This is a genomic window from Ensifer sp. ENS11 (assembly GCF_014851895.1).
GTDB classification, from domain to species: Bacteria; Pseudomonadota; Alphaproteobacteria; order Rhizobiales; family Rhizobiaceae; genus Ensifer; species Ensifer canadensis.
This window is the reverse complement of sequence record NZ_JACVAN010000002.1, coordinates 544,794-570,381: the sequence shown is the minus strand read 5'-3', so window position 1 is coordinate 570,381 and position 25,588 is coordinate 544,794. Positions and strand designations below refer to the sequence as shown.

26 protein-coding genes and 1 pseudogene are annotated in these 25,588 nt (G+C 61.1%); 19 read left to right on the top strand and 8 right to left on the bottom strand.

Annotated elements, in window-relative coordinates; all coding sequences use genetic code 11:
• The first annotated feature begins 42 nt into the window (after window positions 1-42).
• Entirely contained in the window at window positions 43-627 is a 585-nt protein-coding gene (locus IB264_RS06910) for a histidine phosphatase family protein (protein WP_025426166.1), read from the top strand.
• Window positions 628-784: 157 nt separating this feature from the next.
• On the opposite strand, the gene IB264_RS06905 is transcribed toward IB264_RS06910, so the two are convergent.
• Together IB264_RS06905 and IB264_RS35565 are read right to left on the bottom strand one after the other, a co-directional pair.
• Complete coding sequence (locus IB264_RS06905; RefSeq protein ID WP_025426167.1) at window positions 785-1,045, bottom strand: DUF1344 domain-containing protein; 261 nt, start codon at window positions 1,043-1,045, stop codon at window positions 785-787.
• 252 nt (window positions 1,046-1,297) lie between these two features.
• Complete coding sequence (locus tag IB264_RS35565; RefSeq protein ID WP_375154957.1) at window positions 1,298-1,603, bottom strand: hypothetical protein; 306 nt, start codon at window positions 1,601-1,603, stop codon at window positions 1,298-1,300.
• 6 nt (window positions 1,604-1,609) lie between these two features.
• On the opposite strand from IB264_RS35565, the pseudogene IB264_RS35560 reads away from it, so the two are divergent.
• From IB264_RS35560 to ribB, 4 genes and pseudogenes are all read left to right on the top strand, one after another.
• Window positions 1,610-1,984 (top strand): annotated as a pseudogene (locus IB264_RS35560) (CHASE domain-containing protein); the annotation flags it as partial.
• A 482-nt stretch (window positions 1,985-2,466) separates the two neighbouring features.
• The gene (locus tag IB264_RS06895; protein WP_144239136.1) at window positions 2,467-4,521 is read left to right on the top strand and encodes a bifunctional diguanylate cyclase/phosphodiesterase; all 2,055 of its coding nucleotides are present in this window, start codon (window positions 2,467-2,469) and stop codon (window positions 4,519-4,521) included.
• Between the two features lie 222 nt (window positions 4,522-4,743).
• Window positions 4,744-5,844: a chorismate synthase gene (gene aroC, locus IB264_RS06890; RefSeq protein ID WP_025426168.1), complete on the top strand. Its 1,101-nt coding sequence runs from the start codon at window positions 4,744-4,746 to the stop codon at window positions 5,842-5,844.
• Between the two features lie 113 nt (window positions 5,845-5,957).
• On the top strand, window positions 5,958-7,058 hold the full coding sequence (gene ribB, locus IB264_RS06885; RefSeq protein WP_025426169.1) for a 3,4-dihydroxy-2-butanone-4-phosphate synthase: 1,101 nt from the start codon (window positions 5,958-5,960) through the stop codon (window positions 7,056-7,058).
• A 142-nt stretch (window positions 7,059-7,200) separates the two neighbouring features.
• Here the strand turns inward: ribB and IB264_RS06880 are convergent, their stop codons facing one another.
• Window positions 7,201-7,731 carry an invasion associated locus B family protein gene (locus tag IB264_RS06880; RefSeq protein ID WP_025426170.1) on the bottom strand — a complete coding sequence of 177 codons (531 nt, stop codon included), beginning with the start codon at window positions 7,729-7,731 and terminating at the stop codon, window positions 7,201-7,203.
• A gap of 355 nt (window positions 7,732-8,086) precedes the next feature.
• Between IB264_RS06880 and coxB the strand changes: the two genes are divergently transcribed.
• From coxB to rnhA, 13 genes are all read left to right on the top strand, one after another.
• A complete protein-coding gene (gene coxB / locus IB264_RS06875; protein ID WP_025426171.1) occupies window positions 8,087-8,971 on the top strand; it encodes a cytochrome c oxidase subunit II in 885 nt (294 codons plus the stop codon).
• A gap of 20 nt (window positions 8,972-8,991) precedes the next feature.
• Window positions 8,992-10,680, top strand: coding sequence for a cytochrome c oxidase subunit I (gene ctaD / locus IB264_RS06870; RefSeq protein ID WP_025426172.1), 1,689 nt, complete (start codon window positions 8,992-8,994; stop codon window positions 10,678-10,680).
• 98 nt (window positions 10,681-10,778) lie between these two features.
• Complete coding sequence (locus tag IB264_RS06865; protein ID WP_025426173.1) at window positions 10,779-11,735, top strand: heme o synthase; 957 nt, start codon at window positions 10,779-10,781, stop codon at window positions 11,733-11,735.
• Window positions 11,735-11,875 (top strand): hypothetical protein, encoded by a 141-nt coding sequence (locus tag IB264_RS06860; protein ID WP_025426174.1) that lies wholly within the window; start codon window positions 11,735-11,737, stop codon window positions 11,873-11,875. Before IB264_RS06865 ends, IB264_RS06860 begins: the two co-directional genes overlap by 1 nt.
• A gap of 12 nt (window positions 11,876-11,887) precedes the next feature.
• Window positions 11,888-12,487, top strand: coding sequence for a cytochrome c oxidase assembly protein (locus IB264_RS06855; protein WP_025426175.1), 600 nt, complete (start codon window positions 11,888-11,890; stop codon window positions 12,485-12,487).
• A 64-nt stretch (window positions 12,488-12,551) separates the two neighbouring features.
• Complete coding sequence (locus IB264_RS06850; RefSeq protein WP_025426176.1) at window positions 12,552-13,430, top strand: cytochrome c oxidase subunit 3; 879 nt, start codon at window positions 12,552-12,554, stop codon at window positions 13,428-13,430.
• A 99-nt stretch (window positions 13,431-13,529) separates the two neighbouring features.
• Window positions 13,530-14,024, top strand: a complete 495-nt coding sequence (locus tag IB264_RS06845) for a murein L,D-transpeptidase family protein (RefSeq protein ID WP_025426177.1) — start codon at window positions 13,530-13,532, stop codon at window positions 14,022-14,024.
• Window positions 14,021-14,404 carry a DUF983 domain-containing protein gene (locus tag IB264_RS06840; protein WP_025426178.1) on the top strand — a complete coding sequence of 128 codons (384 nt, stop codon included), beginning with the start codon at window positions 14,021-14,023 and terminating at the stop codon, window positions 14,402-14,404. Before IB264_RS06845 ends, IB264_RS06840 begins: the two co-directional genes overlap by 4 nt.
• Window positions 14,397-15,140 (top strand): SURF1 family protein, encoded by a 744-nt coding sequence (locus IB264_RS06835; RefSeq protein ID WP_025426179.1) that lies wholly within the window; start codon window positions 14,397-14,399, stop codon window positions 15,138-15,140. The genes IB264_RS06840 and IB264_RS06835 overlap by 8 nt, the downstream gene beginning before the upstream one ends.
• Window positions 15,141-15,294: 154 nt before the next feature.
• On the top strand, window positions 15,295-15,660 hold the full coding sequence (locus IB264_RS06830) for a DUF1304 domain-containing protein (RefSeq protein WP_025426180.1): 366 nt from the start codon (window positions 15,295-15,297) through the stop codon (window positions 15,658-15,660).
• Between the two features lie 3 nt (window positions 15,661-15,663).
• On the top strand, window positions 15,664-16,671 hold the full coding sequence (gene ispH / locus IB264_RS06825) for a 4-hydroxy-3-methylbut-2-enyl diphosphate reductase (RefSeq protein ID WP_025426181.1): 1,008 nt from the start codon (window positions 15,664-15,666) through the stop codon (window positions 16,669-16,671).
• A 36-nt stretch (window positions 16,672-16,707) separates the two neighbouring features.
• A complete protein-coding gene (locus IB264_RS06820; protein WP_025426182.1) occupies window positions 16,708-17,688 on the top strand; it encodes a homoserine kinase in 981 nt (326 codons plus the stop codon).
• Complete coding sequence (gene rnhA, locus IB264_RS06815) at window positions 17,685-18,149, top strand: ribonuclease HI (RefSeq protein WP_025426183.1); 465 nt, start codon at window positions 17,685-17,687, stop codon at window positions 18,147-18,149. Before IB264_RS06820 ends, rnhA begins: the two co-directional genes overlap by 4 nt.
• A gap of 46 nt (window positions 18,150-18,195) precedes the next feature.
• On the opposite strand, the gene IB264_RS06810 is transcribed toward rnhA, so the two are convergent.
• Window positions 18,196-18,681: a peroxiredoxin gene (locus IB264_RS06810; RefSeq protein WP_025426184.1), complete on the bottom strand. Its 486-nt coding sequence runs from the start codon at window positions 18,679-18,681 to the stop codon at window positions 18,196-18,198.
• Between the two features lie 139 nt (window positions 18,682-18,820).
• The gene (locus IB264_RS06805) at window positions 18,821-19,669 is read right to left on the bottom strand and encodes a protein-disulfide reductase DsbD domain-containing protein (RefSeq protein ID WP_025426185.1); all 849 of its coding nucleotides are present in this window, start codon (window positions 19,667-19,669) and stop codon (window positions 18,821-18,823) included.
• A 181-nt stretch (window positions 19,670-19,850) separates the two neighbouring features.
• Here IB264_RS06805 and IB264_RS06800 point away from each other — a divergent pair, with 181 nt between their 5' ends.
• Entirely contained in the window at window positions 19,851-20,444 is a 594-nt protein-coding gene (locus tag IB264_RS06800) for a YqgE/AlgH family protein (RefSeq protein ID WP_371412230.1), read from the top strand.
• A gap of 119 nt (window positions 20,445-20,563) precedes the next feature.
• On the opposite strand, the gene IB264_RS06795 is transcribed toward IB264_RS06800, so the two are convergent.
• The 3 genes from IB264_RS06795 to IB264_RS06785 form a co-directional block, all read right to left on the bottom strand.
• Window positions 20,564-23,470, bottom strand: coding sequence for an EAL domain-containing protein (locus IB264_RS06795; RefSeq protein WP_025426187.1), 2,907 nt, complete (start codon window positions 23,468-23,470; stop codon window positions 20,564-20,566).
• Complete coding sequence (locus IB264_RS06790; RefSeq protein ID WP_025426188.1) at window positions 23,470-24,081, bottom strand: GNAT family N-acetyltransferase; 612 nt, start codon at window positions 24,079-24,081, stop codon at window positions 23,470-23,472. Before IB264_RS06790 ends, IB264_RS06795 begins: the two co-directional genes overlap by 1 nt.
• Window positions 24,082-24,273: 192 nt before the next feature.
• Entirely contained in the window at window positions 24,274-25,575 is a 1,302-nt protein-coding gene (locus tag IB264_RS06785; protein WP_025426189.1) for a pitrilysin family protein, read from the bottom strand.
• Between the last annotated feature and the right edge of the window lie 13 nt (window positions 25,576-25,588).

Genomic DNA, 25,588 nt, shown 5'->3' with positions numbered 1-25,588 from the left:
CGCCGACCGGCCCGAACAGCCTCCTGCCCGGAGCGAAATGTTGTGCTGATCTATGTGATCCGTCACGGACAAACGGACTGGAATGCGGAAAGCCGCCTCCAGGGGCAGAAGGACATCCCTCTCAACGATACCGGCCGCCAGCAGGCGACCGGAAACGGGCTTGCGCTTGGTGCCATCCTCGGCGCCGACGCCGCGCAGTTCGACTTCGTCGCGAGCCCCCTCGGTCGCACCCGCGAAACGATGGAGCGCCTTCGCCGGGCCATGGGTCTTGATCCCACCGCTTACCGCACCGACGACCGGCTGAAGGAAGTCTCCTTCGGCGATTGGGAAGGTTTTACGCTACCGGAGCTGAAACGGTCCGTGCCGGAGCGCATCGCCGAGCGACGCAAAGTGAAATGGGATTTCATCCCGCCCGGCAATGATGCCGAAAGCTACGAGATCCTGTCCTGGCGGATTGCCGCATGGCTCAAGGACGTGAGCAAGCCGACGGTCTGCGTCAGCCATGGCGGCGTCATCCGTGCGCTGTTCAAGCTTTTTGGTGAGATGGACGAAGATGAGGCGGCTTCTGCTGCCATCCCGCAGGATCGTCTGTTGCGGATTGCCGGAAATTCCATCGGCTGGATCTGAGGCTTCCGTCCTGAACGGACCGGTAGAAATGCTCTACCTTTTTGTTTCCACGCATTTCCTGACGGAAAACCGCTTCGCACCTTTCCTGGAAAGCTCTGACGAAGCCGGGTCAGCACACCCGCCCCTCAAGGGGCGGGACTTGGGTTCTTAAATAGTCTTACTGAACGATTTCCAGATCGTTGATCACGCGCTTGCCGTCGACCTCAGTGTAGAACACGAGAACTTTGACGCCGGCGGTGAGACCTTCAAAATTGAATTCTTCAGGCGCCTGATAGCTTTTGCCGTCGTCGAGCTGAAGGCTGAGGCGATCGGTATCGACCCCGGTAATAACGGCCTCTACATCGGCACTTTCGGCAACGGCCGACAAAGGCGCAAGCAAGCCGGCGGTAGCCATGAGCGCGGCAATGACAAAACGCATCTTTCTTGCCCTTTTCAATGTATCTGCGATTATTCTTGTCATCACCCTTTGATCCCCGATTGTGGCAAAAATTGCCTTGCACCGTAGCTTTTGACAGGCTTTCCCTCCATTTCGGGGATGCCCGGCCGGTTGATGGAGACTGAACGCCAAACGTGCAGTTTTCAAGCATTCCGCCGGCTGAGCCGGCGGTGCATCAGCACTGTATCCCCATGAATTGTAGGGTTTTCCAAAGAAATGTGACGAAAGCCAATCTTAAGACTCGATCGCTACCTTCGGTTGGGGATCGAGGGGAATAGAGTGAAGATTGTTGACGTTCTGCGCCAACGCATTCGGGCGGCAGCCAGATTTGCGAAACCGTCGCTGATACCGGCCGCCATCGCGGGCATCGTCGTCTTTAGCGGCGGCCATGTCTATGAGCGCCAAAACCGCGAAAACGCCCGCAGTGATCTCAGGATCGACGTCGAGAATGAACTGAACCTCATTGCCAATCGCCTCCAGTCGGAGGTCAATACCAATATTGCGGCCCTCAACGGTTTCGCCAACAGCATTGGTGTCCATCCCGAGATGACCGCCGATGATTTCACCATCATGTCGACCAAATTGCTGCTGCAGAATCCGCAAATGGTGCGTGCGTCGGCGGCCCCGGGCGGCGTTGTTCGCATCGCCTTTCCGCGCGAAAGCCAGCAATGGTTCGTCGGCACCGACTTCAACAAATTCGGGGCGACTCGCCGCGCCGTTGAGCGCGCATCGTCCACGGTAAAACCGGTCATGATCGGGCCGATCCGTTTGCCGAGCGGGCGCAACGGCTTTGAACTCTTCCTGCCGGTCTTCGCCAAGATCCAGGGGCGCATGGAGCGATGGGGCTACGTTGAAGCAATCCTCGATGAAAGGGCTCTCTACCGATCCGCCCGCCTGCTTGAGGAAGGTGTCGAAACGCCGGAATTCACCGGCGACCACCGTCATGTCGACGTGCATCTCGCAATCCGCGACGTGTCGGAACCGGAGCGTATCCAGGATGCCTTCTTCGGTGACGACAGTGTGTTTCGAATGGCACCGGCCAAACGCCAGCTCACTCTGCCTGGTGGTGTCTGGGAGTTGGCGGCGACACCGATCGGCGGCTGGGAAAAGTTGCCCCAAAACAGCAGGGACCTGCGCTTGGCGATCGCGGCGGCGGTCGCCGTCGTTGTCATTCCTATTCTGCTGGCCGGCGGGCTGGTCAACGAGCGCCAGCGCAACATCGCCAAGCTCCGGGCGCGCGAAGGCGAGGTGATGACGCTTTCGCATCGTCTCAACCTGGCGCTCGAAGCTTCCAAGATCGGCATATGGGAGATCGACCAGGCCACGCAGGAGCGCTCCTGGGACGATCGCATGTTCCATCTGCATGGGCTTACGGTCCATGATGACGAGCCGACCTACGATGAATGGCGCTCGACCGTGCACCCGATGATGTCGGTATCGCCGCCAACGCGCTCTTCCGCAGCCTTGATGAGGGCCTGGAGTACCGCTCGCAGTATCGGGTCGTGCTGGCCGACGACAGCATACGCCATATCCGCAATGTCGGCTCCGGCCATCAGGGGGTTGATGGCCGGTCCAAGATCACCGGCATCAGCTGGGATGTCACCGATGACGTGCTCAAGAATGAAAGGCTTGGGGCTGCCAAGGCCCAGGTTGACCAGCAGAACCTGGAGCTCGAGCAGGCCCTCATGGGGCTTTACGAGCGCGAGCAGGATCTGGAAAAGCTGTCGCGTCGGCTCGATCTGGCGCTCGACAGCTATCGCTGCGGCATGTGGGAAGCGGATCTCGACAGCAACGTCACCTATTGGGACGAGCGCATGCACCAGCTCTACGGGTTGGTCTACACCGACGGCGCAACGAACGAAGCGACATGGCTCAACGCGCTGCATCCCGACGATCGCGGATCCGCGCTATCGGCGGTCAACACGGCGATCGGCGCGCGCGAAACCTATGTACACCAGGCCCGCGTGGTGCTGACGGAGGGCGCTGTCCGCCACATTCGTTCGGTCGGCAAATTGCATGTCTCGCCGGAGGGGCGCAGGAAACTGGTCGGCATCGCGCTTGATGTGACCGACGACGTGGTGATGACCGAGCAATTGCGCGCCGCCAAGGCGATGGCCGACGCCAAGAATGCCGAGCTCGAACAGGCACGCATCCGCATCGAGCACAATTCGCTGCACGATCCGCTGACGGGCCTGGGCAATCGCCGGATGCTGGACAAGGCGCTTGAGCGTCTGACCGGCCAGAACACCGATGCGCTCCAGAGCATTGCCATCCTTCACATCGACCTCGACCGTTTCAAGCAGATCAACGACACGCTCGGCCATGCGGCCGGCGATGCGATGCTGGTTCATGCGTCGGAGATCCTGCGTTCCAACATGGCGCCGGGTGACATGGTGGCGCGCATCGGGGGCGACGAATTCGTCGTCGTCGTCACCGGCGCGCCGGGCGCTGCCGAACTTGCGGCGCTCTGCGATCGGATCATCGCGGAAATGCGCCAGCCCGTCGATTACAACGGATTTCCCTGTCGCTTCGGCGTCAGCATCGGCGTCGCCGTGGCCCGCCAGGCGCATGCCGACGCACGCAAGCTGCTGGTCAATGCCGACATGGCGCTCTACCGGGCGAAGGAAAACGGCCGCAACCGCTATCAGTTCTTTACCCAGATGCTCCAGGCTGAAGTCGTCACCGCCAAGCGCGTCGCCGATGAAATCCTCGAAGGCATCGAGCGCGACGAGTTCGTGCCCTGGTACCAGCCGCAGTTCGACGCCTCGACATTGGCACTCTCCGGTGTGGAAGCGCTCATCCGCTGGCGCCATCCGCGCCAGGGCATTCTGACGCCGGACAAGTTCCTGGCGATCGCCGATGAACTGAACGTCACCGCGGCGCTTGACCGCCTCGTCCTGGAGAAATCGCTGGCCGACCAGATGCGATGGGCGGCTGCCGGTCTGCGGGTGCCGAAGATCTCCGTCAATGTCTCGGCCAAGCGCCTGCAGGACGAGCGGCTACTCGCCTCGCTCGAAGGCTTGAGCATCGTGCCGGGGCAGATTTCCTTCGAGCTGGTGGAGTCGATCTTCCTCGATGAAAGCGACGACATCGTCACCGCCAATATCGAGGGTATCAAGAAGCTCGGTATCGACATCGAGATCGACGATTTCGGCACGGGCCATACGTCTATCGTCAGCCTGCTCAAGATCAAGCCGAAGCGGTTGAAGATCGACCGGCAGCTCGTGGTCCCGGTTCTCGGCGCCCGCACCGAACAGGCGTTGATCCGGTCGATCATCGATATCGCTCGCTCGCTCGGCATCGAGACGGTGGCAGAAGGGGTCGAGACCATGGCACATGCCGAGATGCTCGGCATTCTCGGCTGCGATCTGCTGCAGGGCTATGCCTTCTCGAAGCCGCTGAGCGCAGAGAACTTCTTGGCATTTGCGACAGATCGGGGGTTGAGACTCGCTTCCTGAGGCGCTTGCAAATTCCCGATATATGTCCCGCAAAAATATGCCGCGGTTTCGCGCGACACGCCCAGGAACAAGAGAACTGAAGCGCAACGGGTTGATCTGAAAGATCGCGACGTGCCTAAGCGGTGGTCGGAAAGACTTCCCCCTGTCCCGGCTTTGCACTAAGAGAGGGGCGCCTGTACATGAAACATGTACGTCCGTTGCTTCTCAGAGTTCGGTTGCCTTATGTCGCACAATACCTTCGGTCACCTCTTCCGCGTCACCACCTGGGGCGAAAGCCACGGCCCGGCGCTTGGCTGTGTGGTGGACGGCTGCCCCCCCGGCATTCGTTTCACGCTCGGCGAACTTCAGGCCTGGCTCGACAAGCGCAAACCCGGCCAGTCACGCTTCGTCACGCAGCGCCGTGAGGACGATCTCGTCAAGGTTCTCTCCGGTGTGATGCTGGATGAGGACGGTGAGACGATGATTTCCACCGGCACACCGATCTCGATGCTGATCGAAAACACCGACCAGCGTTCGAAGGATTATTCGGAGATCTCCAAGCGTTATCGCCCGGGGCATGCCGACTACACCTACGACGTCAAATACGGTATTCGCGATTACCGCGGTGGCGGCCGTTCGTCGGCGCGCGAAACGGCGGCGCGCGTTGCTGCCGGCGGCATCGCCCGCAAGGTGGTGCCGGGGCTGGTCGTGCGCGCTGCACTCGTCCAGATCGGCAAGCACAAGATCGACCGCGCCAACTGGGATTGGGCCGAGGTCAACAACAATCCGTTCTTTGCGCCGGACCCGGCGATCGTGCCCGTCTGGGAGGCATATCTGGATGGCATCCGCAAGTCCGGCTCGTCCATCGGCGCCGTCGTCGAAGTGGTGGCCGAGGGCGTGCCGGCCGGCATCGGTGCGCCGATCTACGCCAAGCTCGACCAGGACATCGCTGCAAACCTGATGTCGATCAACGCCGTCAAGGGTGTCGAGATCGGCAACGGCTTTGGCGCCGCCGAAATTACCGGCGAGGAAAATGCCGACGAGATGCGCATCGGCGAAGACGGCAAGCCGGTCTTCCTGTCCAACAATGCCGGCGGCATCCTTGGCGGCATTTCGACCGGCCAGCCGGTCATCGCCCGCTTTGCGATCAAGCCGACTTCTTCTATCCTCACCGAGCGTCGTTCGATCGACAGTGACGGTAACGAGGTGGATGTGCGCACCAAGGGACGTCATGACCCCTGTGTCGGCATCCGCGCCGTGCCGATCGGCGAGGCAATGGTTGCCTGCACGATTGCGGATCACTACCTGCGTGACCGCGGCCAGACCGGCCGGCTTACTGCATAACTCCTTAAATCGGGATCGATTTAAGGGCAAAATTATGCAGCAACTCAAAGTGTTACGGCGACCCTTGCGCTCCTAGACAGGCGCGCCGCTGTAAGTAATTCGGGAAGAACAAGATGTCCTATGACCAGAAGCGTGTCGTTGATGCCATCCGTGCCTTCGAAGCCGGCGAGATTGTCGTCGTCACCGACGATGGCGGCCGTGAGAACGAAGGCGACCTGATCGTCGCCGCGGTCCATTGCACGCCGGAGAAAATGGCCTTCATCGTGCGCCACACCTCGGGCATCGTCTGCACGCCGATGCCGCGCGAAGAGGCAAAGCGCCTCAATCTCAATGCCATGGTGGCAGAGAACGACTCGGCGCACACCACCGCCTTTACCGTCTCGGTCGACTTCAAACACGGCACGACAACCGGCATCTCCGCTGACGATCGCACGCTGACGGTGCGCAACCTTGCCAACCCCAATGTCGGCCCGACCGATTTTGTGCGGCCGGGCCACATCTTCCCGCTGGTTGCCCGCGAAGGCGGCGTTCTGATGCGCTCGGGCCACACGGAGGCGGCCGTCGATCTCTGCAAGCTCGCAAGCCTGCCGCCGATCGGCGTCATCTGCGAACTGGTCAATGACGACGGTACCGTCACGCGCGGCCCGCAGGTCAGCGCGTTTGCCGAAAAGCACGGTTTGAAGCAGGTTTCCGTCGCCGACCTGATCGCCTACCGTCAGCGCAAGGAAACGCTGATCGAGCAGGGCGGTTCGTTCGACATCGAGACACCCTACGGCATGGCCAAGGGACATTCCTACTCGCTCCCCTGGGATCCGATGCAACACCTCGCCGTCGTCTTCGGCGACATCCGCGACGGCGTCGACATTCCGGTTCGCCTGCACCTTGAAAATGTCGGTGCCGACGTTTTCGGCAAGGACTGCCAGATCGACCGGATCATGAAGCGCATGGCCGAAGAGGGCAGGGGCGTCATCGTCTATCTGCGCGAAGGCTCGGTCGGCGTCGGCGTGTCGCAGACCGCCCGCAAGGGCAAGCATGAACGCGAAGCCCATGACGAGGCGCAGGCTCGTGAAAGCGAGTGGCTGGAGATCGGCCTCGGCGCACAGATTCTGAAGGATCTCGGCATCAGCTCCATCCGGCTCATCGCCTCACGCGAGCGCCACTATGTCGGCCTCGAAGGCTTCGGCATCAAGATCGCCGCGACAGACATCATCTGACGCTGAGCGATTGCACGTCTGCACACCTCGCAAGCCCGGACGAACATCCGGGCTTTTGCTTTTTTTGCGCGGTTCTTGGTGTTCGAAACGAAAAAGCCGCGCACGAGGCGCGGCTTTGAAAATCGGTCTGTGGCGAGTGCCATCACGGCAGGGCGTCGTAGCCTTCGCCGAAGCCTTTGAGGTCGACCGGAATGCCAATGCCTTCTTCCGGCGACTGGAAGACGATGAAGGTTGCCGTCGCGCCGGAACGGAAGGTCTTCAACAGTTCGTCTTCGAGCACGACCTCGGCATAGCAGCCGTCGGAGAAGCAGCGCACGAAATAGGCGCGGCCGATATCCTTGCCGTCGACGTTGAGGCCAAGGCCGTTCGGCAACAGCACGCCGAGCGGCGCCAGAACGCGCAGGATCTTCGCCTTGCGGTCGGCGGTCTTCAGCACGACGACCGAGAGGCCGACTTCCGGCCGGTCCTCGGCGATGACGTTCTGCATCAGGGCGCATTGGTCGGTTGACGCACCTGCCGGCTGATCGCAGACGATCGACCATGCGCCATGGTTGGACTTGACCGTTCCGGGCGCGCCAGCGGGTTGTTGGGCAGCACTCGCCGTAGGAAGGGCGAGGACGGCAAATCCGAGAGCGGCAAGAGCCGACAGTCGGGAGAAAAGGGGCAGGCCCATGTAAACCTCAAAACGTCGAATCATCAGGGCTATTCTTGAAGCGCGCGGGAGAAAATGAAAAGCCCTGTGGGGTACATTCCAGCGCCATATGGCGGAAATTGGGCTCGCGGAGCGCCATTGTCGCGCTGATGTGGCGTGATAGCGCCGTCAGTGGCGCAGACCGGGACATATAAGTCGATTCGCTGGGGGTTCCGAGGGGTGCCTGTGAGAAAAGTCGCATTTGTGCAAAAATGCCGCATGGGGTTGATTGCACAGATGTTGCGGCGTTGGGCAAACTGTGGTTTGAAGCGCTGCAGTATCGCAGGGATTCTGCGTTCCGGTTTGATCCTGATCAAGCGCATTGGGGAGACATATTGTGAAAAATAAGGCTTATGCAGTTATGGCAGCGCTTGCCTGTCTGCTTTTTGCTTCGAGCGCCTTCGCTGACAAGCCTGTCGATTGGCAGACGAACTTTCAGACGGCTGCGACGGGCATTATGGAAGAGATCACGTGGTTTGAGCACTATACCCTGTGGTTCATCATTCCGATCACTCTTTTTGTCCTCCTGCTGCTGATTGTCGTGGTGGTCAAATTCCGTGAGAGCGTCAACCCGGTTCCCTCCAAGACCAGCCACAACACCGCTATCGAAGTTGTCTGGACCGTTGGTCCGGTCATCATCCTGCTATTCCTGGCGATCCCGTCCTTCCAGCTTCTGACCGCGCAGCTGACGCCGCCGCAGAATCCGGACCTGACGGTCAAGGCGACGGGCAACCAGTGGTACTGGTCCTATGAATATGAAGTCGGCGAAAGCCCGCTCTCCTTCGACAGTCTGCTGATGAAGGAAGAAGATCGTGCGGGTCTCGGCAAGGAAGACAAGGCCGAATACCCGCGTCTGCTCGCCGTCGACAACGAAGTCGTCGTTCCGGTCGGCAAGACCGTTCGTGTGCTCGTCACGGCTGCCGACGTCATCCACGCTTTCGCAATGCCTGCCTTCGGCGTTAAGATCGATGCCGTTCCCGGCCGCCTGAACGAAACCTGGTTCAAGGCTGACCGCGAAGGCCTCTATTACGGCCAGTGTTCCGAGCTCTGCGGCAAGGACCACGCCTATATGCCGATCGCCATCCGCGTTGTTTCGCAGGAAAAATACGACGCCTGGCTCGCTGCCGCCGCAACCAATATCGGCGATGCGAACAAGGCGCTCATGGCGTCCATCGACGGCGCGGCCAAGGCCGTTGACGTCGCTGCCAACGCCGCACAGTAATCGGAAGGGGAGCTCGACCCATGGCTGGAACAGCCGCTCATCACGACCAACGCCATGATCACTCCGATCATGGTCACGCAGACCACGCGCACAAGCCGTTGACCTTCTTTCAGCGCTGGTTTCTGTCAACCAACCACAAGGACATCGGCACGCTCTACCTGATCTTCGCGATCATCGCGGGCATCATCGGCGGCACGCTGTCGGTGTTCATGCGCGCCGAGCTGCAGGAACCGGGCATCCAGATCTTCCACGGTCTGGCGCAGATGGTTTACGGCTTCGAGGGCGATGCTGCCATCGACGGCGGCAAGCACATGTTCAACGTGTTCACGACCGCGCACGCGCTCATCATGATCTTCTTCATGGTCATGCCGGCGCTGATCGGGGGCTTCGCCAACTGGATGGTTCCGATCATGATCGGCGCGCCGGACATGGCGTTCCCGCGCATGAACAACATCTCCTTCTGGCTGATCATTCCGGCCTTTCTGCTGGTTCTGCTTTCGATGTTCGTCGAAGGTCCGGCAGGCGCCTATGGTGCGGGGGGCGGATGGACGATCTATCCACCATTCTCGACATCAGGCATGCCCGGGCCGGCGATGGATCTTGTGATCCTTGGCCTGCACATCGCCGGTGCCTCGTCGATCCTCGGCGCGATCAACTTCATCACCACGATCCTGAACATGCGCGCTCCGGGCATGACGCTGCACAAGATGCCGCTGTTTGCCTGGTCGGTTCTGATCACCGCCTTCCTGCTTCTGCTCTCGCTGCCGGTTCTGGCAGGTGGCATCACCATGCTGCTGACCGACCGCAACTTCGGCACGGCCTTCTTCGCGCCTGAAGGCGGCGGCGACCCGATCCTGTTCCAGCACCTGTTCTGGTTCTTCGGTCACCCGGAAGTGTACATCCTGATCCTGCCGGGCTTCGGCATCGTCAGCCACATCGTTTCCACCTTCTCGCGTAAGCCGATCTTCGGCTACCTCGGCATGGCCTACGCCATGGTCGCGATCGGCGCCGTCGGCTTCATCGTGTGGGCGCACCACATGTACACCGTCGGCATGTCGCTCGACACGCAGCGTTACTTCGTCTTCGCGACGATGGTTATCGCTGTTCCGACCGGCGTGAAGATCTTCTCGTGGATCGCGACGATGTGGGGTGGTTCGATCCGCTTCACGACCCCGATGGTCTGGGCGATCGGCTTCATCTTCCTGTTCACCGTCGGTGGTGTCACGGGCGTTCAGCTCGCCAACGCCGGTCTCGACCGTTCGCTGCACGACACCTACTACGTGGTTGCTCACTTCCACTACGTTCTGTCGCTCGGCGCCGTGTTCGCGATCTTCGCTGCCTGGTACTACTGGTTCCCGAAGATGACCGGCTACATGTACTCCGAGTTCCTCGGCAAGCTGCACTTCTGGGTCATGTTCATCGGTGTGAACTTGATCTTCTTCCCGCAGCACTTCCTGGGTCTCGCCGGCATGCCGCGCCGCTACATCGACTATCCGGATGCCTATGCCGGCTGGAACATGGTGTCGTCCTACGGCTCGTACATCGCAGCCGTCGGCGTGCTGATCTTCCTCTTCTGTGTCGCTGAAGCCTTCGCAAAGAAGCGCGTCGCTGGCGACAATCCGTGGGGCGAGGGTGCGAACACGCTGGAATGGCAGCTGTCTTCGCCGCCGCCGTTCCACCAGTGGGAACAACTCCCGCGCATCAAGTGATGGGAAAGAAACAGAAGCCGCCGATCCCGGCGGCTTCACCCCGCCGGAGAACCGGCAAAAGACGGCCCGTATGGGCAAAAGACGATCAAGGACGAGACATGACGGTCATCGACAATCACGAAGCAGTTGGCAGGGGTGGTGCACCGCGCCTGTCCGAGGCCTCTGCACGCGATTATTTCGAGCTTCTGAAACCCCGCGTCATGTCGCTCGTTGTGTTCACTGCGCTTGCAGGCCTCGTGCTTGCACCCGGACATATCAATCCCTTCATTGGTTTCATCGCCATCCTGTGCATCGCTGTTGGCGCCGGCGCCTCAGGCGCGCTCAATATGTGGTATGACGCCGACATCGACGCGGTCATGACCCGCACGGCCAAGCGCCCGATCCCTGCAGGCAAGATCCTGCCCGAGGAAGCCCTCGCCTTCGGCCTGACGCTCTCCGCCTTTTCCGTGATCATCCTCGGGCTCGCCGTCAATTGGCTCGCAGCCGGGTTGCTCGCCTTCACCATCTTCTTCTACGCCGTCATCTATACGATGTGGCTCAAGCGCTCGACGCCGCAGAACATCGTCATCGGCGGTGCTGCCGGTGCCTTCCCGCCGATGATCGGCTGGGCGTGCGTGACCGGCGGCGTATCGGTGGAAAGCATCGTCCTGTTCCTCATCACCTTCCTGTGGACGCCAGCGCATTTCTGGGCGCTGGCGCTGTTCAAGATGGGCGACTACGGCGCCGTCGGCGTGCCGATGCTGCCCAACGTCTGCGGCCAGGCAACCACCAAGAAGCAGATCGTCATCTATGCAGTCCTGACGGCCCTGATCGGCATCTGTCCCACCTTGCTCGGTTTTGCGAGCATCGGGTATGGCGCGGTTGCAGCGGCACTAGGCCTGGGCTTCGTTTGGTATTCGATCGGCGTGCTGCGCATGCCTGAGGCGGATGAGCGCATGCTGCCCGCCAAGAAGCTTTTCGCCTTCTCGATCATGTATCTGTTCGTGATCTTCTCCGCCCTGATGGCGGATCACCTGATCGTCAATATCTGGCTGAATGCCGGGAGTGTTGCCTGATGGAAACCGTCAAGCTGAACGAAGCCCAGAAGAAGTCCCGCCGCGGCCGCAACATTGCGCTCGGTATCGTGCTGGCTGGCCTGGTCGTCCTCTTTTACGTCGTCACGCTGATCAAGTTCGGCAACGGCATGGTCAACTGAGGGAAGCGCGATATGACGACCTCTCAGGACCCTCAGCAGAAGCAGCGCTCCAACGGCGCTATCGTCGGTACTTGCATTGCCTTCGTCGTCGGCATGACCGGCATGGCCTATGCGGCCGTGCCGCTCTATGACATGTTCTGCCGCGTCACCGGCTATAACGGCACGACGCAGCGCGTCGAGCAGGCATCGGATGTCATTCTCGACGAAAAGGTCAAGGTGACCTTCGACGCCAATACCTCCGGCGGCCTGCCGTGGGAGTTCAGGCCGGTTCAACGCGACATCGATGTGCGGATCGGCGAGACGGTACAGGTGATGTACCGCGCCAAGAACCTTTCGTCGAAGCCGACGACCGGGCAGGCGACGTTCAACGTCACGCCGATGCAGGCCGGTGCCTATTTCAACAAGGTTCAATGCTTCTGCTTTACCGAGACAACACTGCAGCCGGGAGAGGAGATGGAGATGCCGGTGGTATTCTTCGTCGATCCGGACATGGTCAAGGCGGTAGAGACCAAGGACATCAAGACACTGACACTTTCCTACACCTTCTACCCACGCGAGCCGTCGAAGCCGGTCGCACAGGTGAAGACGGGCGAAACTGAGAACAAACTTTGACTGGAGGCCCGTTTCGGCTATGCCGAAAGGGCGACAAGAGAAAGACCTATCGGGGATTACTGACATGGCCGATGCACATCAGAAGAATCACGACTACCACATCATCGACCCGAGCCCCTGGCCGTTGCTTGCCTCGATCGGCGCATTCGTCATGGCGTTCGGCGGTGTCGGCTACATGCGCTATCTCTCGGGCGGCTCCTTCAAGCTGTTCGGCGCTGACCTTGCCAATCCGTGGGTCTTCTTCATCGGCCTCACAGTCGTTCTCTACACCATGTACGGCTGGTGGTCGGACACGGTGAAGGAAGCGCACGAGGGTCACCACACCCGCGTCGTCTCGCTGCACCTGCGCTACGGCATGATCATGTTCATCGCTTCGGAAGTGATGTTCTTCGTCGCCTGGTTCTGGGCCTACTTCGACGCCAGCCTGTTCCCGGGCGAAGCCATTCAGGCAACCCGCGCCGCCTTCACCGGTGGTGTCTGGCCGCCGAAGGGCATCGAGGTTCTCGACCCCTGGCATCTGCCGCTCTACAACACCGTCATCCTGCTGCTTTCCGGCACGACGGTCACCTGGGCGCACCACGCACTGCTCCACAACGACCGCAAGGGCCTCGTCTACGGCCTGTCGCTGACGGTCGTGCTCGGCGTGCTGTTTTCCTACGTCCAGGCCTACGAATACGCTCACGCTCCGTTCGCCTTCAAGGACTCGATCTACGGCGCGACCTTCTTCATGGCGACCGGCTTCCACGGCTTCCACGTTCTCGTTGGTACGATCTTCCTGCTCGTCTGCCTGCTGCGCGCGCTGCGTGGCGACTTCACGCCGAAGCAGCACTTCGGCTTCGAAGCGGCGGCCTGGTACTGGCACTTCGTTGACGTCGTCTGGCTGTTCCTCTTCTTCTCCATCTACATCTGGGGTGGTTGGGGCGCGCCGGTCGCTCACATGTAAGAAGATTTGAGCGCAAGCTCTTCTCGATAAGGCGGCTGCGACCATGCAGCCGCCTTATTTTTTGTTTGCATTACGGCGGAATCGATGGGGCGAGCCGACATGAATATTCGCGTGGCTGCGGTGACGACGGCCTGGCTTCTGGCAGGATGCTTTTCAGCCTCTGCCGGCGATCCGGCCGACCGCGTGGTGGTGCACAAGGAGAAGCGCATCCTGCAGCTCTACCGGGGTGGAGAGATGCTGCGCCAGTATTCGGTCGCTCTTGGCGGCAATCCCATCGGTCACAAGGAACGCGAAGGTGACCGGCGAACGCCGGAAGGCCTCTATGTCCTCGATTGGCGCAACGACAAGAGCGGCTATCACCTGTCGATGCACGTCTCCTATCCGAGACCCGAGGATATCAAGGCAGCGGCAGCTAAGGGCGTCGACCCCGGTGGCATGATCATGATCCACGGCCAGCGCAATTATTTCGGCTGGCTGGCGTTTATGACGCAGATGTGCGATTGGACGGACGGCTGCATTGCGGTTACGAATGCCGAAATGGATGAAATCTGGGACCTGGTTCCCAACAACACCCCGATCGAGATCAATCCGTGAGTGACGACAAAGCCCTCTATCCGCCGGTCGACCCGGTCATGGCAGGTATCAAAGGCCATTGCCCGCGATGCGGCCAGGGAAAGCTGTTCGATGGGTTCCTGACGGTAAAGCCCGCCTGCGCCAGCTGCGATCTCGACTATCGTTTCGCCGATTCCGGCGATGGTCCTGTCGTCTTCGTCATCCTGATTGTCGGCTTCATCGTCGTCGGTGCGGCACTGTGGATGGAGGTAAACCTCAATCCACCGCTCTGGCTGCATTTCCTGCTCTGGATACCGCTGGCGATCGTGCTCAGCCTCGGCCTGACGCGCATGCTGAAGGGCATCCTTATCAACCTGCAGTATCGCAACAACGCGCGGCCCGGCGAGATCGACCGTGGCTGAGATCGAGACCAGGAAGAAGGGCAGCCTTGTTGCGCGCCTCGGCGCATTCGCCGTGCTCGCTATCGTCTTCGCCATCCTCATTTCGCTCGGCACCTGGCAGATGCAGCGGCTGCACTGGAAAGAGGGCCTGCTTCAAGCGATCGCTGAACGGCGGTCGGCGCCGCCGGTGACGCTTGCCGAGGTCGAAAAGATTTCAGCCGAAGGCGGCGATATCGATTATCGCACCGTCAATGTTTCCGGCACCTTCGACCACAGCAAGGAGCGGCACTTCTTCGCGACCTACAACGGTCGCACCGGCTACTATGTCTTTACGCCGCTGAATATCGAGGACGGCCGTGCCTTGTTCGTCAACCGCGGTTTCGTTCCCTTCGAACTGAAGGATTCGTCGACCCGTCTCGCGGGCGAGCTTCCGGCGTCCGTGGCCATCCATGGCCTCGCAAGGCCGAAGCTCGCCGAAAAGCCGTCGTCGCTGGTCCCGGACAATGACCTCGCCAAGAATATCTTTTACTGGAAGGACCTCGACACGATGGCATCTTCGGTCGGGCTTCCCGCCGAGAAGGTCGTACCGTTCTTCGTCGACGCCGATGCTACGCCCAATCCGGGTGGGCTTCCGATCGGCGGCGTTACCCAGTTCGACCTGCCGAACAGCCATCTGCAATACGCGCTGACCTGGTACGGTCTTGCCGGAGCCCTGGTCGTCGTCAGCGGCGTTTTTCTGATGCGGCGCAAGCCATAGGCGGGCCTCTACAGCGCCGCGCGTCTTATTATCGCAAAGGTCGCTGTAGCACTTTGATTTGCTGCATGTTTTTATCCTTAAATCGAATAGGACTTAAGGAAACAGGCTGTAGCGCCGTGCTATCCCTGACCGACGCAGTTGGGGGACATGTGGAATGGGTTTGATATCGACGATCCTGATCGCGCTGACGGCGCTGTTGCATCTCGGTTTTCTCGTGCTGGAGATGTTTCTGTGGACGAGGCCTGAGGGACGTTCGGTGTTCCGCATGACGGTGGAGCAGGCGGAAGCGACCCGGGTGCTCGCCGCCAACCAGGGGCTTTACAACGGCTTTCTCGCGGCTGGTCTTTTCTGGTCTCTTCTGCAGCCGGAGGCGTCATTTGCCTTCGAGTTGAAGGTGTTCTTCCTTGTGTGCGTGATCGTTGCCGCTATATATGGCGCGTGGTCCGTCAAGCCGCGCATCCTGTTGATCCAGGGCGGCCCGGCGATTGCAGCCCTTGTTTTCGTTCTACTGGCATCCTGATCCATGGCATCATCCGCGGCAAAATCCCCGATCACCATTCGCCTTTGCGGGCCGCGCGGTTTCTGCGCCGGCGTCGACCGGGCGATCCAGATCGTCGTCCTGGCGCTGAAGGAATTCGGCGCGCCGGTCTATGTTCGCCACGAGATCGTGCATAATCGTTATGTGGTCGAAGGGCTGGAAGCCAAGGGTGCCATTTTCGTCGAGGAACTCGACGAGATCCCGCCGGAGCATCGCAAGCAGCCGGTGGTGTTTTCCGCCCATGGCGTGCCGAAATCGGTGCCTGCGGATGCCGATACACGCAATCTCTTCTATCTCGACGCCACATGTCCGCTGGTCTCTAAGGTGCACAAGCAGGCGATGCGCCACAACCGGCTGGGCCGCCACGTGGTGCTGATCGGCCATGCCGGTCACCCCGAAGTCATCGGCACCATGGGGCAACTGCCGGAAGGCGCGGTATCGCTCGTCGAGACGATCGAGGATGCGGACGTCTATATGCCGCCGGATCCGGAAAATCTCGGTTTTGTTACCCAGACCACACTCTCCGTCGACGACACTGCCGGGGTCATCAAGCGGCTGCATGAGCGCTTCCCCAATCTGACTGCGCCGGCTGCGGACTCGATCTGCTATGCCACCACCAACCGCCAGGAAGCGGTCAAGCAGGCGGCACCCGGCTGCGATCTGTTCCTGGTTGTCGGTGCGCCGAACTCGTCGAACTCCAAGCGCCTGGTCGAAGTGGCGCTGAAAGCCGGCGCGAAAAAGTCCGTTCTCGTGCAGCGGGCAGCGGAAATCGACTGGGATTCGATCGGCGAAATCTCGACCGTCGGCCTGTCTGCCGGCGCATCGGCGCCTGAGGTCATCGTCAACGAGATCATCGAGGCGTTCCGCGAGCGCTACGACGCCGTCGTTGAACTTGCCGACACCGTCGAGGAAAATGAGAACTTCCTCGTCAACCGCGAGATCCGGCACGTGCCGCTGACCGCCGCCGACATGGCCTTCGTCAACGGCGAATAACCCGCATATCTTGCCCGCATTTGAAAGTGAACGACCGTGGCAGTTTACACCGATATCACGGAAGACGACCTGAGCGCCTTTCTCGAGGCCTATGACGTCGGCCAGCTGACGTCCTACAAGGGCATCGCCGAGGGGGTCGAAAACTCCAACTTCCTGCTGCACACGACAAAGGGCGCCTATATCCTCACGCTCTACGAGAAGCGGGTGAACGCAGGTGACCTGCCGTTCTTCCTGGGGCTGATGCATCATCTGGCCGATCGCGGGCTTTCCTGTCCGCTGCCCCTGCCGCGCTCCGACGGCGAACTGCTGGGCGAATTGTCCGGCCGTCCGGCCGCCATGATTTCGTTCCTCGAAGGCATGTGGCTTCGCAAGCCGGAGGCCAAGCATTGCCGCGAGGTCGGCAGGGCGTTGGCTGAGATGCATGTCGCTAGCCAGGGCTTCGACCTGAGGCGCACCAATGCGCTTTCGGTCGGCGGTTGGCGGCCGCTATGGGTCAATTCCGAGGCGCGCGCCGACGAGGTGCAGACCGGCCTTAAGGACGAGATTTCCGCCGAGCTTGCGCATCTCGAGAGCCATTGGCCGAAATCGCTGCCGGATGGTGTCATCCATGCCGATCTGTTCCCCGACAATGTCTTCTTCCTCGGCGACCAGCTTTCCGGCCTGATCGACTTCTATTTCGCCTGCAACGATTATCTCGCCTACGATGTGGCGGTCTGCCTCAACTCGTGGTGCTTCGAAAAGAACGGCTCCTACAATATCACCAAGGGCATGGCGCTGCTTTCGGGTTATGAGAGCGTGCGCAAGCTGACGGCGGATGAGGTCGAAGCCCTGCCGCTGCTCTGCCGCGGTTCGGCACTGCGCTTCTTCCTGACGCGCCTCTACGACTGGCTGATGACGCCGGCCGGCGCCTTGGTGGTGAAGAAGGATCCGCTCGAATATTTGACGAAGATCCGGTTCCACCGGGCGATCGTTTCCAGCGCCGAATACGGCCTCCGGATCGAAGAGACCTCTGCATGAAACACGTTGATATTTTTACGGACGGCGCCTGCTCGGGCAACCCCGGGCCGGGCGGCTGGGGCGCGGTGCTGCGCTACGGCGAGGTGGAAAAGGATATGTGCGGGGGCGAGGCGGAAACGACCAACAACCGCATGGAGCTTCTGGCGGCGATCTCGGCGCTGGATGCGCTGAAGAACGCCTGCGAGGTCGACCTGCATACCGACAGCAAATATGTGATGGACGGCATCTCCAAGTGGATCCACGGCTGGAAGAAAAACGGCTGGAAGACCGCGGACAAGAAGCCGGTGAAGAACGGCGAACTCTGGCAGGCGCTGGACGAGGCCAACCGCCGCCATAAAGTCACCTGGCACTGGGTTAAGGGCCATGCCGGCCATCCGGAAAACGAGCGCGCCGACGAACTCGCCCGCAAGGGCATGGAGCCCTACAAGAAGGGGCGCCGTCCGGATCCTCTCGCAAAATGAAAAACGGGCCGCATGGCCCGTTTTTCATTCGCAGTGACGTCTAAGCCTAGAGCTGCTCCAGCATCGCGGCGGCGCCCGATACGGTCGCCTGGCCCGGGCTTTCCTCAAGATTGAGCGTCTTCACCACGCCGTCTTCGACAAGCATCGAATAACGCTTGGAGCGGACGCCGAGCGTGCCGGCGGACAGATCGATATCCATGCCGAGTGCCTTGGTGAACGCGGCATTCCAGTCCGAGAGAAAGTGGATCTTGCCCATGCCGCCCGACGATGTCGCCCAGGCACCCATGACATGCAGGTCGTTGACGGCAACCACGGCGATATCATCGATACCGCGCGACAGGATCGCGTCACGGTTTTCGAGATAGCCGGGCAGATGGTTGAGCGAGCAGGTGGGGGTAAAGGCGCCCGGCACGGCAAAGAGCACGACGCGCTTGCCCTTGAAAAGCTGTTCGGTCGTCACTTCCACCGGACCATCGGCGGTCTTTTCCTTGAAGGTAGCAGCGGGCAGCTTGTCTCCGACGGCAATGGTCACGGCATTCTCCTTGCGTTGCGCGCATGGCCAGACCGGCGTTCCGGCAGGGCGTTGTCGCGGCTTGAGTTGTGCGTCCGGGTGTCTCCGGCGATTGTTTTTGGACCCAACCGCCTGAAACCGGCAAGACTATAGAGGCGCATCAATCAAAGGCAAGGGTCGTTTCCATGCTGCGCCCGCCGGCGCGCACGGTGAGGATGACCGGCTTTCCCTTCAGCGTCTTATCCTTGCCGGAGAGCCGAACGGGGATCTCGGCCTTTAGCTCCGCACCTTCCGCCTGAGTGATTGCCGGCTTGCCGAAGGAGACGCCTGAGGCGCCGGCAAGAAACAGTTCGCGGTGCTCCTTGCCGGTGTCCGGCGGTAGCTTCAACGAGAGGCGCACCGCTGCCTTGTGCTCGTCATAAACGGCGGTTGTCACCTTGAAATCCTCGGAGGGCGGTTCCGGCAGGGCGGCGACTGCACCGTCGATGCGGGCGGCATCGAGCGGGTTGTCGAAGTCGTCATGCTTGAGCGTCAGATTCAGTTCGCCCTGCACCGGGATGCAGATGTCCTCGCAGATCCCGAGGAACACCGAGGCGCGGATCTTCACGTCTCCCTTGCCGTGCAGGCGCTTCAGCGTCAAGGGGAAGGCGACTGACTTGTCGTAGCCGACATAGCGCACCACCCCGTCGTCGAAGGTCTTGGGCACGGGAAAGCCGATCTTTTCAAGAACGACTCCTTCGGCCGGATCAAGCGTGATCTGCGGGGGAATGCCGCTAGCGCCGGGCTCGCGCCAATAGGTCTTCCAGCCGGGGTTCAGCTTGACCTCGAGCGTCGCCGGGATCGTGCCATCCTTTTGCAATGGCGCGGCAACAATGCGGATCATGCCGCCGGTTGATGTCATCCATTCGCTGGTCGCCGCCTGGGCGCTGGCAGGCAGAAAAAATGCGAGGAGAAGGCTTGCCGTGCCGATGCGCTGGACCATGTTCTGATATGTGGGACGTTTGATCATGGCCAAAGCAATATCGCTTTTGCCGGCAACGCTCCAGACGCCCCTTTGGGCGCGGAGATCATAAATGTTTGATCAAGCAGAACAGGGTAAACGCGGTACGTGCATTATTTGGCGGTCGCGACGTTGAAGCGCTTTTCATTTCGCGACGAATTGGTAGGCTGTCCGCATTATGGCGATACCCATGGCACAGAAGAAACGGGAACGCGGTTTCCTTGACGGTCAGTTCCTGATCGCCATGCCTGGGATGTTTGACACGAATTTTGCCCGCACCGTCATCTTCATCTGCGCCCATTCGGACGACGGCGCCATGGGCTTCATCCTCAACCGGCCGCAGCAGCTGACCTTCCCCGATGTGCTGATGCACCTCGAAATCCTCGACGAGGACGAGGCAATCCGTCTGCCGGCGATGACCCGCGATTTCCAGATTCAGGCGGGCGGCCCGGTCGAGACCGGGCGTGGTTTCGTGCTGCACTCTGACGATTATTTAAGCGATTCCAGCATTCCGGTCAGCGACGATATCTGCCTGACCGCCACGCTCGACATCGTCCGTGCGATCTCGCGCGGGGAGGGGCCGCACCGGGCGACGATGATGCTGGGTTATGCCGGCTGGGGTCCCGGCCAGCTTGAGGCGGAGATCACCCAGAACGGCTGGCTGACCTGCCCGGCGCGCGAAGAGCTGATCTTCGACAAGGCGCTCGGCGACAAATACGATCGCGCTCTGGCATTGATGGGCGTCAGCCCGGCGATGCTGTCGATCGAGGCCGGCCACGCCTGATACCCGGCGCCGAAGATCCGGCCATGAACTGTAATCCAGATTGCCTCAATCAGATTCGTCCATGAGACATCCGAGGCTGCGTGTATCCGCAGCCTTGCAGTGGCGCACCCTTGTGGAGCTTAAGCCCGTTTCATCAGCGGAAATCGCTCTTTCAACAGCCGCAGGATCGACTCCGAACCGATCGGCGGGCCGAACAGGAAGCTCTGGCCGTAGTCGCAGCCCATCTGTGAAAGCTGGATAGCGTCTTCCTCGGACTCGATGCCTTCGGCCACAACCTGCATGTCGAGTTCGCGTGCCATGGTGATCACCGAGCGCAGCAGAATGCCGCGCTTATCGCTCGGGTCTCGCACCAGCGCCTTGTCGATCTTGATCGTATCGAAGGGGAAGCGGGTGAGATAGGAGAGCGACGAGTGGCCCGTGCCGAAGTCGTCGAGCGCCAGCTTCAAGCCGGCTTCCTTCAGCTTCTCAAGCACCAACCGCGCCTGCTCCGGATTCTCCATGACAAGAGATTCGGTCAGCTCCATCTTCACCTTGGCCGGGTCGCAACGGTTCTTGTTCAGCACGGCACGAACGTCGTCATAGAGCTCGTTGTTGAGCAGCTGCGCGCTGGAGAGATTGATCGACACGAAGATCGGCAGATCGCCGGTCTGGATCTGCCATTCCGTGAGGTCGCTGGTCGCCTTGTCGAATGCGAACATGCCGAGCTGGTTGATCAGGTCGGAATTCTCGGCGATCGGGATGAACTCGGTCGGCGAGACATTGCCGCGCTTGGGGTGATCCCAGCGCATCAGCGCCTCGAAACCGGCAATCTCGGCGTCGCTGAGCCGCACGATCGGTTGGTAGACCAGCGACAGTTCCTTGCGCTCGATCGCTCGCTTGAGATCGGCTTCGAGCTGCATGCGATCCGAGCCGGAGGTTCTAAAGGCTGGACGGAAAGGCTCGACGCGGTTGCCGCCTTCCTTCTTGGCGCGGAACATCGCAAGCTCCGCGTCGTCGATCAGGCCGGCAGCGCTCTGCTCCTGGTCGAGCCAGGAGACGAGGCCGATGGACGCGGTGAGGTTGATTTCGCGGTTGCCATAGTTGAGCGGCACCATGATCGCCTTGCTGACCGCGTCGGCGAAATCGGCGACCTTGGCCGGGTCGCGCTCCGACATCAGGATCAGCCCGAACTGGTCGCCGCCGAGGCGCGCGAGCGTGTCTTGCGGGCGCAGCAGCCGGCGCAGCCGGCGCGTCAGTGCGATCAGGATGTTGTCACCGGCGGCAATGCCGAGCAGGTCGTTGACCTGCTTGTAGCGATCGATATCAATCGCCAGAACGGTCGGGCGTGCGGTCGTGGTGTCGGCCATCAGCAGGATGGCCTGCAGGCGGTCGAGGAAGACCTGACGATTGGGAAGGCCGGTCAGATTGTCATGCAGCGCGTTGTGCAGCAGACGTTCGACCGAGTTGCGCTGCTCGGTGATGTCGATGATCGTGCCGACGCAGCGGATGATCTCGCCATTGGCGCCAAGCACCGGGCGGGCGCGGATCGACAGCCAGTGATAATGGCCATCCTCTGCACGTACACGGAATTCGTGGTTGAGCTTGCCGCGGCGGTGTTCGAGCAGGACGTCGAGCGTGGCACGGAAGCGATCGCGGTCATCGGGGTGCAGGCGCGGCAACCAGTTGCGCAAGGGGCCGTGCATCGAGCCCATGGAGAGACCGAGCTGCAGGGAGATATCGGGAATGGTGACGACGCGGTCACGCGCCACATCCCAGTCCCAGACCGTATCGCCGGAACCCGTCAGCGCCAGCGACTGGCGCTCAAGATCGGAGAACAGGCCCTGCTGGTAGGCGCCGCCGGCAAAGGCGTGCTGCATGACGGTGAAGCCGATCAAGAGCACGATCAGGACGAGGCCGCCGCCAAGTGCTGGCTGGACGATGTCGTTTGCCAGCTGGCCGGTGACGGTCAGCCACGCGCCGAACAGCCAGACCAGAATGAGCAGCCAGGCGGGGACCAGCAGGATGGCGCGGTCGTAACGGTTGAAGCCGAGATAGGCGATCAGCACGATCCCGACCGTTGCCGTCAGTGCGAATGAGAGGCGGGCGATACCCGATGCGATTGCCGGATCATAGACCGCAACGCCGAAGAGCAGGCCAAGGCCGAGGATCCAGGCGAGTGTCGCATAACCCAGATGCTGGTGCCAGCGATTGAGGTTGAGATAGGTGAAGAGAAAGATCACCAGGCCTGCCGCGAGGAACACCTCGGTTCCCGCTCGCCATATTCGCTCGTCGCCGGCCGTGACGCTGATGAGCTTGGACAAGAAGCCGAAATCGACGCAGATATAGGCAAGCACCGCCCAGGCGAGTGCTGCCGTTGCCGGCAGCATCGAGGTTCCCTTGACCACGAACAGGATCGTCAGGAACACCGCGAGCAGGCCGGCGATGCCGAGAACGATGCCGCGATAGAGCGTGAAGGCGTTGACCGTGTCCTTGTAGGCGTCCGGTTGCCAGAGGTAGATCTGCGGCAGCTCAGGCGTCGCCAGCTCTGCGACGAAGGTGATGACCGCGCCTGGGTTGAGCGTGATCTGGAAGACGTCCGAATCGTCGCTCGGCAGCCGTTCGAGCGCAAAGCCCTCGCTCGGCGTGATCGACAGCATGCGTTGCGACCCGAGGTCGGGCCAGAAGAGCTTGGAATTCACCAGGCGAAAATGCGGCGCGACGATCACGCGGTCGAGCTGTTCGCCCGAAACGTTGGCGAGCGCGAAAACCGCCCAGTCGCCCTGGTGGTTCTCGGTGCTGGAACGCACTTCGATGCGCCGGACGATACCGTCAGCGCCTGGCGCCGTCGAAACCTGGAAGGCTTCGCTGCGGCCGCTATAGATCTCGGTCGTCGCGGTCAGGTCGAGTGCGGTGTCTTCGCGTGAAATCTTGACCGGCTCAAGAGCATGGGCAATGCCGCTAAAGGCGCAGAACAGCGTCGTGAGAGCGATCAGAAACGCTGCCAGCTTCGAGGCTGACCATGCGAAGGGCGAGCGGGTTAGAGGCATCAAAGGGGCAATTTCCTGTTCGGTACGGCATCATCGGACAGGAGAGAGAAAAGCACATGGTCACGCCATTGCCCGTTAATCCTCAAGTACTGTCTTAAGTAGCCTTCACGCTCAAAACCGGCCTTTTCAAGGAGCCGGATGCTTCTTGAGTTCTCCGGAATACAGGCTGCTTCAATACGGTGCAACTCAAGGCTCGAAAAGATGTAGGGAATCGCAAGCTTGAGGGCGGCAAACATGTGGCCGTGGCCGGCATGACGCTCGCCCATCCAGTAGCCGATCATGCAGTTTTGCCCGGCACCGCGACGGATGTGGCCGATGGTGATCCCGCCGAGCAGGGTCTCCGCGGGCTTGTGGAAAAGAAAAAGCGGTACGGCCTGGCCGGATGCGAATTCCTGCTCATTGCGGATGACGCGGCCGCGAAAGGCGCTTTCCGTCATTTCGTCGGCGCGCCAGGTCGGTTCCCACGGTTCCAGAAAGCCGCGGCTCTCGCTTCGAAGGTGGTACCATTGGCGATAATCGGCGTAACGGGGGAGGCGGAGCAGGTAATCCTGGTTGGCGATCTCGATCGTCTCGGGCTGTCGCGACAGGAACCGAAAAACCGATCGTGTCATATGTGCCTCCGAGGCCTTCCAGTTGAACGCGCGGAAGATCCTTAACCGCCCGGCGCACGGCGCCCTTTGCGCTGTCGCAAATCCGAGCGTTGCACAACTTTGCGCACAAATCGAATCCGATTTTACGAAAAGTCGCAAACACTTCGCCGGCCGGGCGCCATGGCAGTCCCGGCCGAGATCCGGTGGTCCGGATCAGCTTGCGACGGCGTGCGCGACGGTGGTTTTTCCTGTCAGTGACGACAGGATGTCGTTCATCGGCGCCAGCTGTTCGAGTGGTCCGATCGCCGACAGCGTCGGGGCGGTGTCGAAGAACAGGCGACCTGCCAGATCGGTCAGACGCTCGATGGTAATGCCAGACAGGCGCTCCATCAGTTCGTCGTTCGGGATCGGGCGGCCATAAAGCATCATCTGGCGGGCGATCTGGCCAGCGCGTGCGGCCGGGCTTTCCTGGCCCATCAGCAGCTGGGCGCGGATCTGGGCGCGGGCGCGCTCGATTTCCTGCTGTTCGATGTTCATCGACGACTTGCGCAGTTCGTCGACAATCACGGGCATCAGCTCCGGCAGGTTCTCGCCGCCGGTTGCCGCATGCACGCCGAAGATGCCGGTATCGGAGAAGCCCCAATGGAAGGCATAGACCGAGTAACAGAGGCCACGATGCTCGCGCACTTCTTGGAATAGGCGCGAAGACATGCCGCCACCGAGGATGTTGGCGAGGATCTGCGAACAGTAGAAGTCGCGGGCGTGATAGGCCTTGCCTTCGAACCCGAGCAGGATCTGCGCGTCCATCAGGTCGCGGGTCTCGCGGCTTTCGCCGCCAGTATAGATCGCGGTTTCGAGAACCGGCGTTGCCAGCGGCGTGCGCGGCAGCGTCGAGAAGCGCTCCTCGACCTGGCGCACGAAAGCCTCGTGCTCGACGGCGCCGGCCGCGACGACGAACATCCGGTCGGTGGTGTAGTTGCGGCCGAGATATTGGCGGATCTGGTTGGCGGAGAACGACATCACCGTCTCCGGCGTGCCGAGGATCGGGCGTCCGACCGTCTGGTTGCGATAGGCAGTTTCGGCGAAACGATCGAAGACGACATCGTCGGGCGTGTCGTCGGCAGCGCCGATCTCCTGCAGGATCACCTGTTTTTCACGGCGCAGCTCTTCCTCGTCGAAGCTCGATTCGGTGAGGATGTCGGCAAGGATGTCGACGGCCAGCGGCACGTGATCCTTGAGGACGCGTGCGTAATAGGATGTCGTTTCGGTCGAGGTCGCGGCGTTGACTTCGCCGCCGACATTCTCGATTTCCTCGGCGATCTGGCGGGCGGTGCGCCGGCCGGTGCCTTTGAAAGCCATGTGCTCAAGCAGATGAGCGATGCCGTGTTCGCCCACGGTTTCGTTGCGTGAGCCCGATTTGATCCACACGCCGAGCGCCACGCTTTCAAGGTGCGGCATCTGCTCGGTTACCACCGTCAACCCGGAAGGGAGCCGGGTGCACTCAACTTTCATCATACGTTTCTTCTCG

What these genes read in the sequence shown, in the direction of transcription:
- IB264_RS06905 (WP_025426167.1), bottom strand. Translation starts at nt 1,045, where the DNA reads ATGCGTTTTGTCATTGCCGCGCTCATGGCTACCGCCGGCTTGCTTGCG.
- IB264_RS35565 (WP_375154957.1), bottom strand. Translation starts at nt 1,603, where the DNA reads ATGGACACCAATGCTGTTGGCGAAACCGTTGAGGGCCGCAATATTGGT.
- IB264_RS06895 (WP_144239136.1), top strand. Translation starts at nt 2,467, where the DNA reads ATGGCGCTCGACCGTGCACCCGATGATGTCGGTATCGCCGCCAACGCG.
- aroC (WP_025426168.1), top strand. Translation starts at nt 4,744, where the DNA reads ATGTCGCACAATACCTTCGGTCACCTCTTCCGCGTCACCACCTGGGGC.
- ribB (WP_025426169.1), top strand. Translation starts at nt 5,958, where the DNA reads ATGTCCTATGACCAGAAGCGTGTCGTTGATGCCATCCGTGCCTTCGAA.
- IB264_RS06880 (WP_025426170.1), bottom strand. Translation starts at nt 7,731, where the DNA reads ATGGGCCTGCCCCTTTTCTCCCGACTGTCGGCTCTTGCCGCTCTCGGA.
- ctaD (WP_025426172.1), top strand. Translation starts at nt 8,992, where the DNA reads ATGGCTGGAACAGCCGCTCATCACGACCAACGCCATGATCACTCCGAT.
- IB264_RS06865 (WP_025426173.1), top strand. Translation starts at nt 10,779, where the DNA reads ATGACGGTCATCGACAATCACGAAGCAGTTGGCAGGGGTGGTGCACCG.
- IB264_RS06860 (WP_025426174.1), top strand. Translation starts at nt 11,735, where the DNA reads ATGGAAACCGTCAAGCTGAACGAAGCCCAGAAGAAGTCCCGCCGCGGC.
- IB264_RS06855 (WP_025426175.1), top strand. Translation starts at nt 11,888, where the DNA reads ATGACGACCTCTCAGGACCCTCAGCAGAAGCAGCGCTCCAACGGCGCT.
- IB264_RS06850 (WP_025426176.1), top strand. Translation starts at nt 12,552, where the DNA reads ATGGCCGATGCACATCAGAAGAATCACGACTACCACATCATCGACCCG.
- IB264_RS06845 (WP_025426177.1), top strand. Translation starts at nt 13,530, where the DNA reads ATGAATATTCGCGTGGCTGCGGTGACGACGGCCTGGCTTCTGGCAGGA.
- IB264_RS06830 (WP_025426180.1), top strand. Translation starts at nt 15,295, where the DNA reads ATGGGTTTGATATCGACGATCCTGATCGCGCTGACGGCGCTGTTGCAT.
- ispH (WP_025426181.1), top strand. Translation starts at nt 15,664, where the DNA reads ATGGCATCATCCGCGGCAAAATCCCCGATCACCATTCGCCTTTGCGGG.
- rnhA (WP_025426183.1), top strand. Translation starts at nt 17,685, where the DNA reads ATGAAACACGTTGATATTTTTACGGACGGCGCCTGCTCGGGCAACCCC.
- IB264_RS06805 (WP_025426185.1), bottom strand. Translation starts at nt 19,669, where the DNA reads ATGATCAAACGTCCCACATATCAGAACATGGTCCAGCGCATCGGCACG.
- IB264_RS06800 (WP_371412230.1), top strand. Translation starts at nt 19,851, where the DNA reads ATGGCACAGAAGAAACGGGAACGCGGTTTCCTTGACGGTCAGTTCCTG.
- IB264_RS06795 (WP_025426187.1), bottom strand. Translation starts at nt 23,470, where the DNA reads ATGCCTCTAACCCGCTCGCCCTTCGCATGGTCAGCCTCGAAGCTGGCA.
- IB264_RS06790 (WP_025426188.1), bottom strand. Translation starts at nt 24,081, where the DNA reads ATGACACGATCGGTTTTTCGGTTCCTGTCGCGACAGCCCGAGACGATC.
- IB264_RS06785 (WP_025426189.1), bottom strand. Translation starts at nt 25,575, where the DNA reads ATGATGAAAGTTGAGTGCACCCGGCTCCCTTCCGGGTTGACGGTGGTA.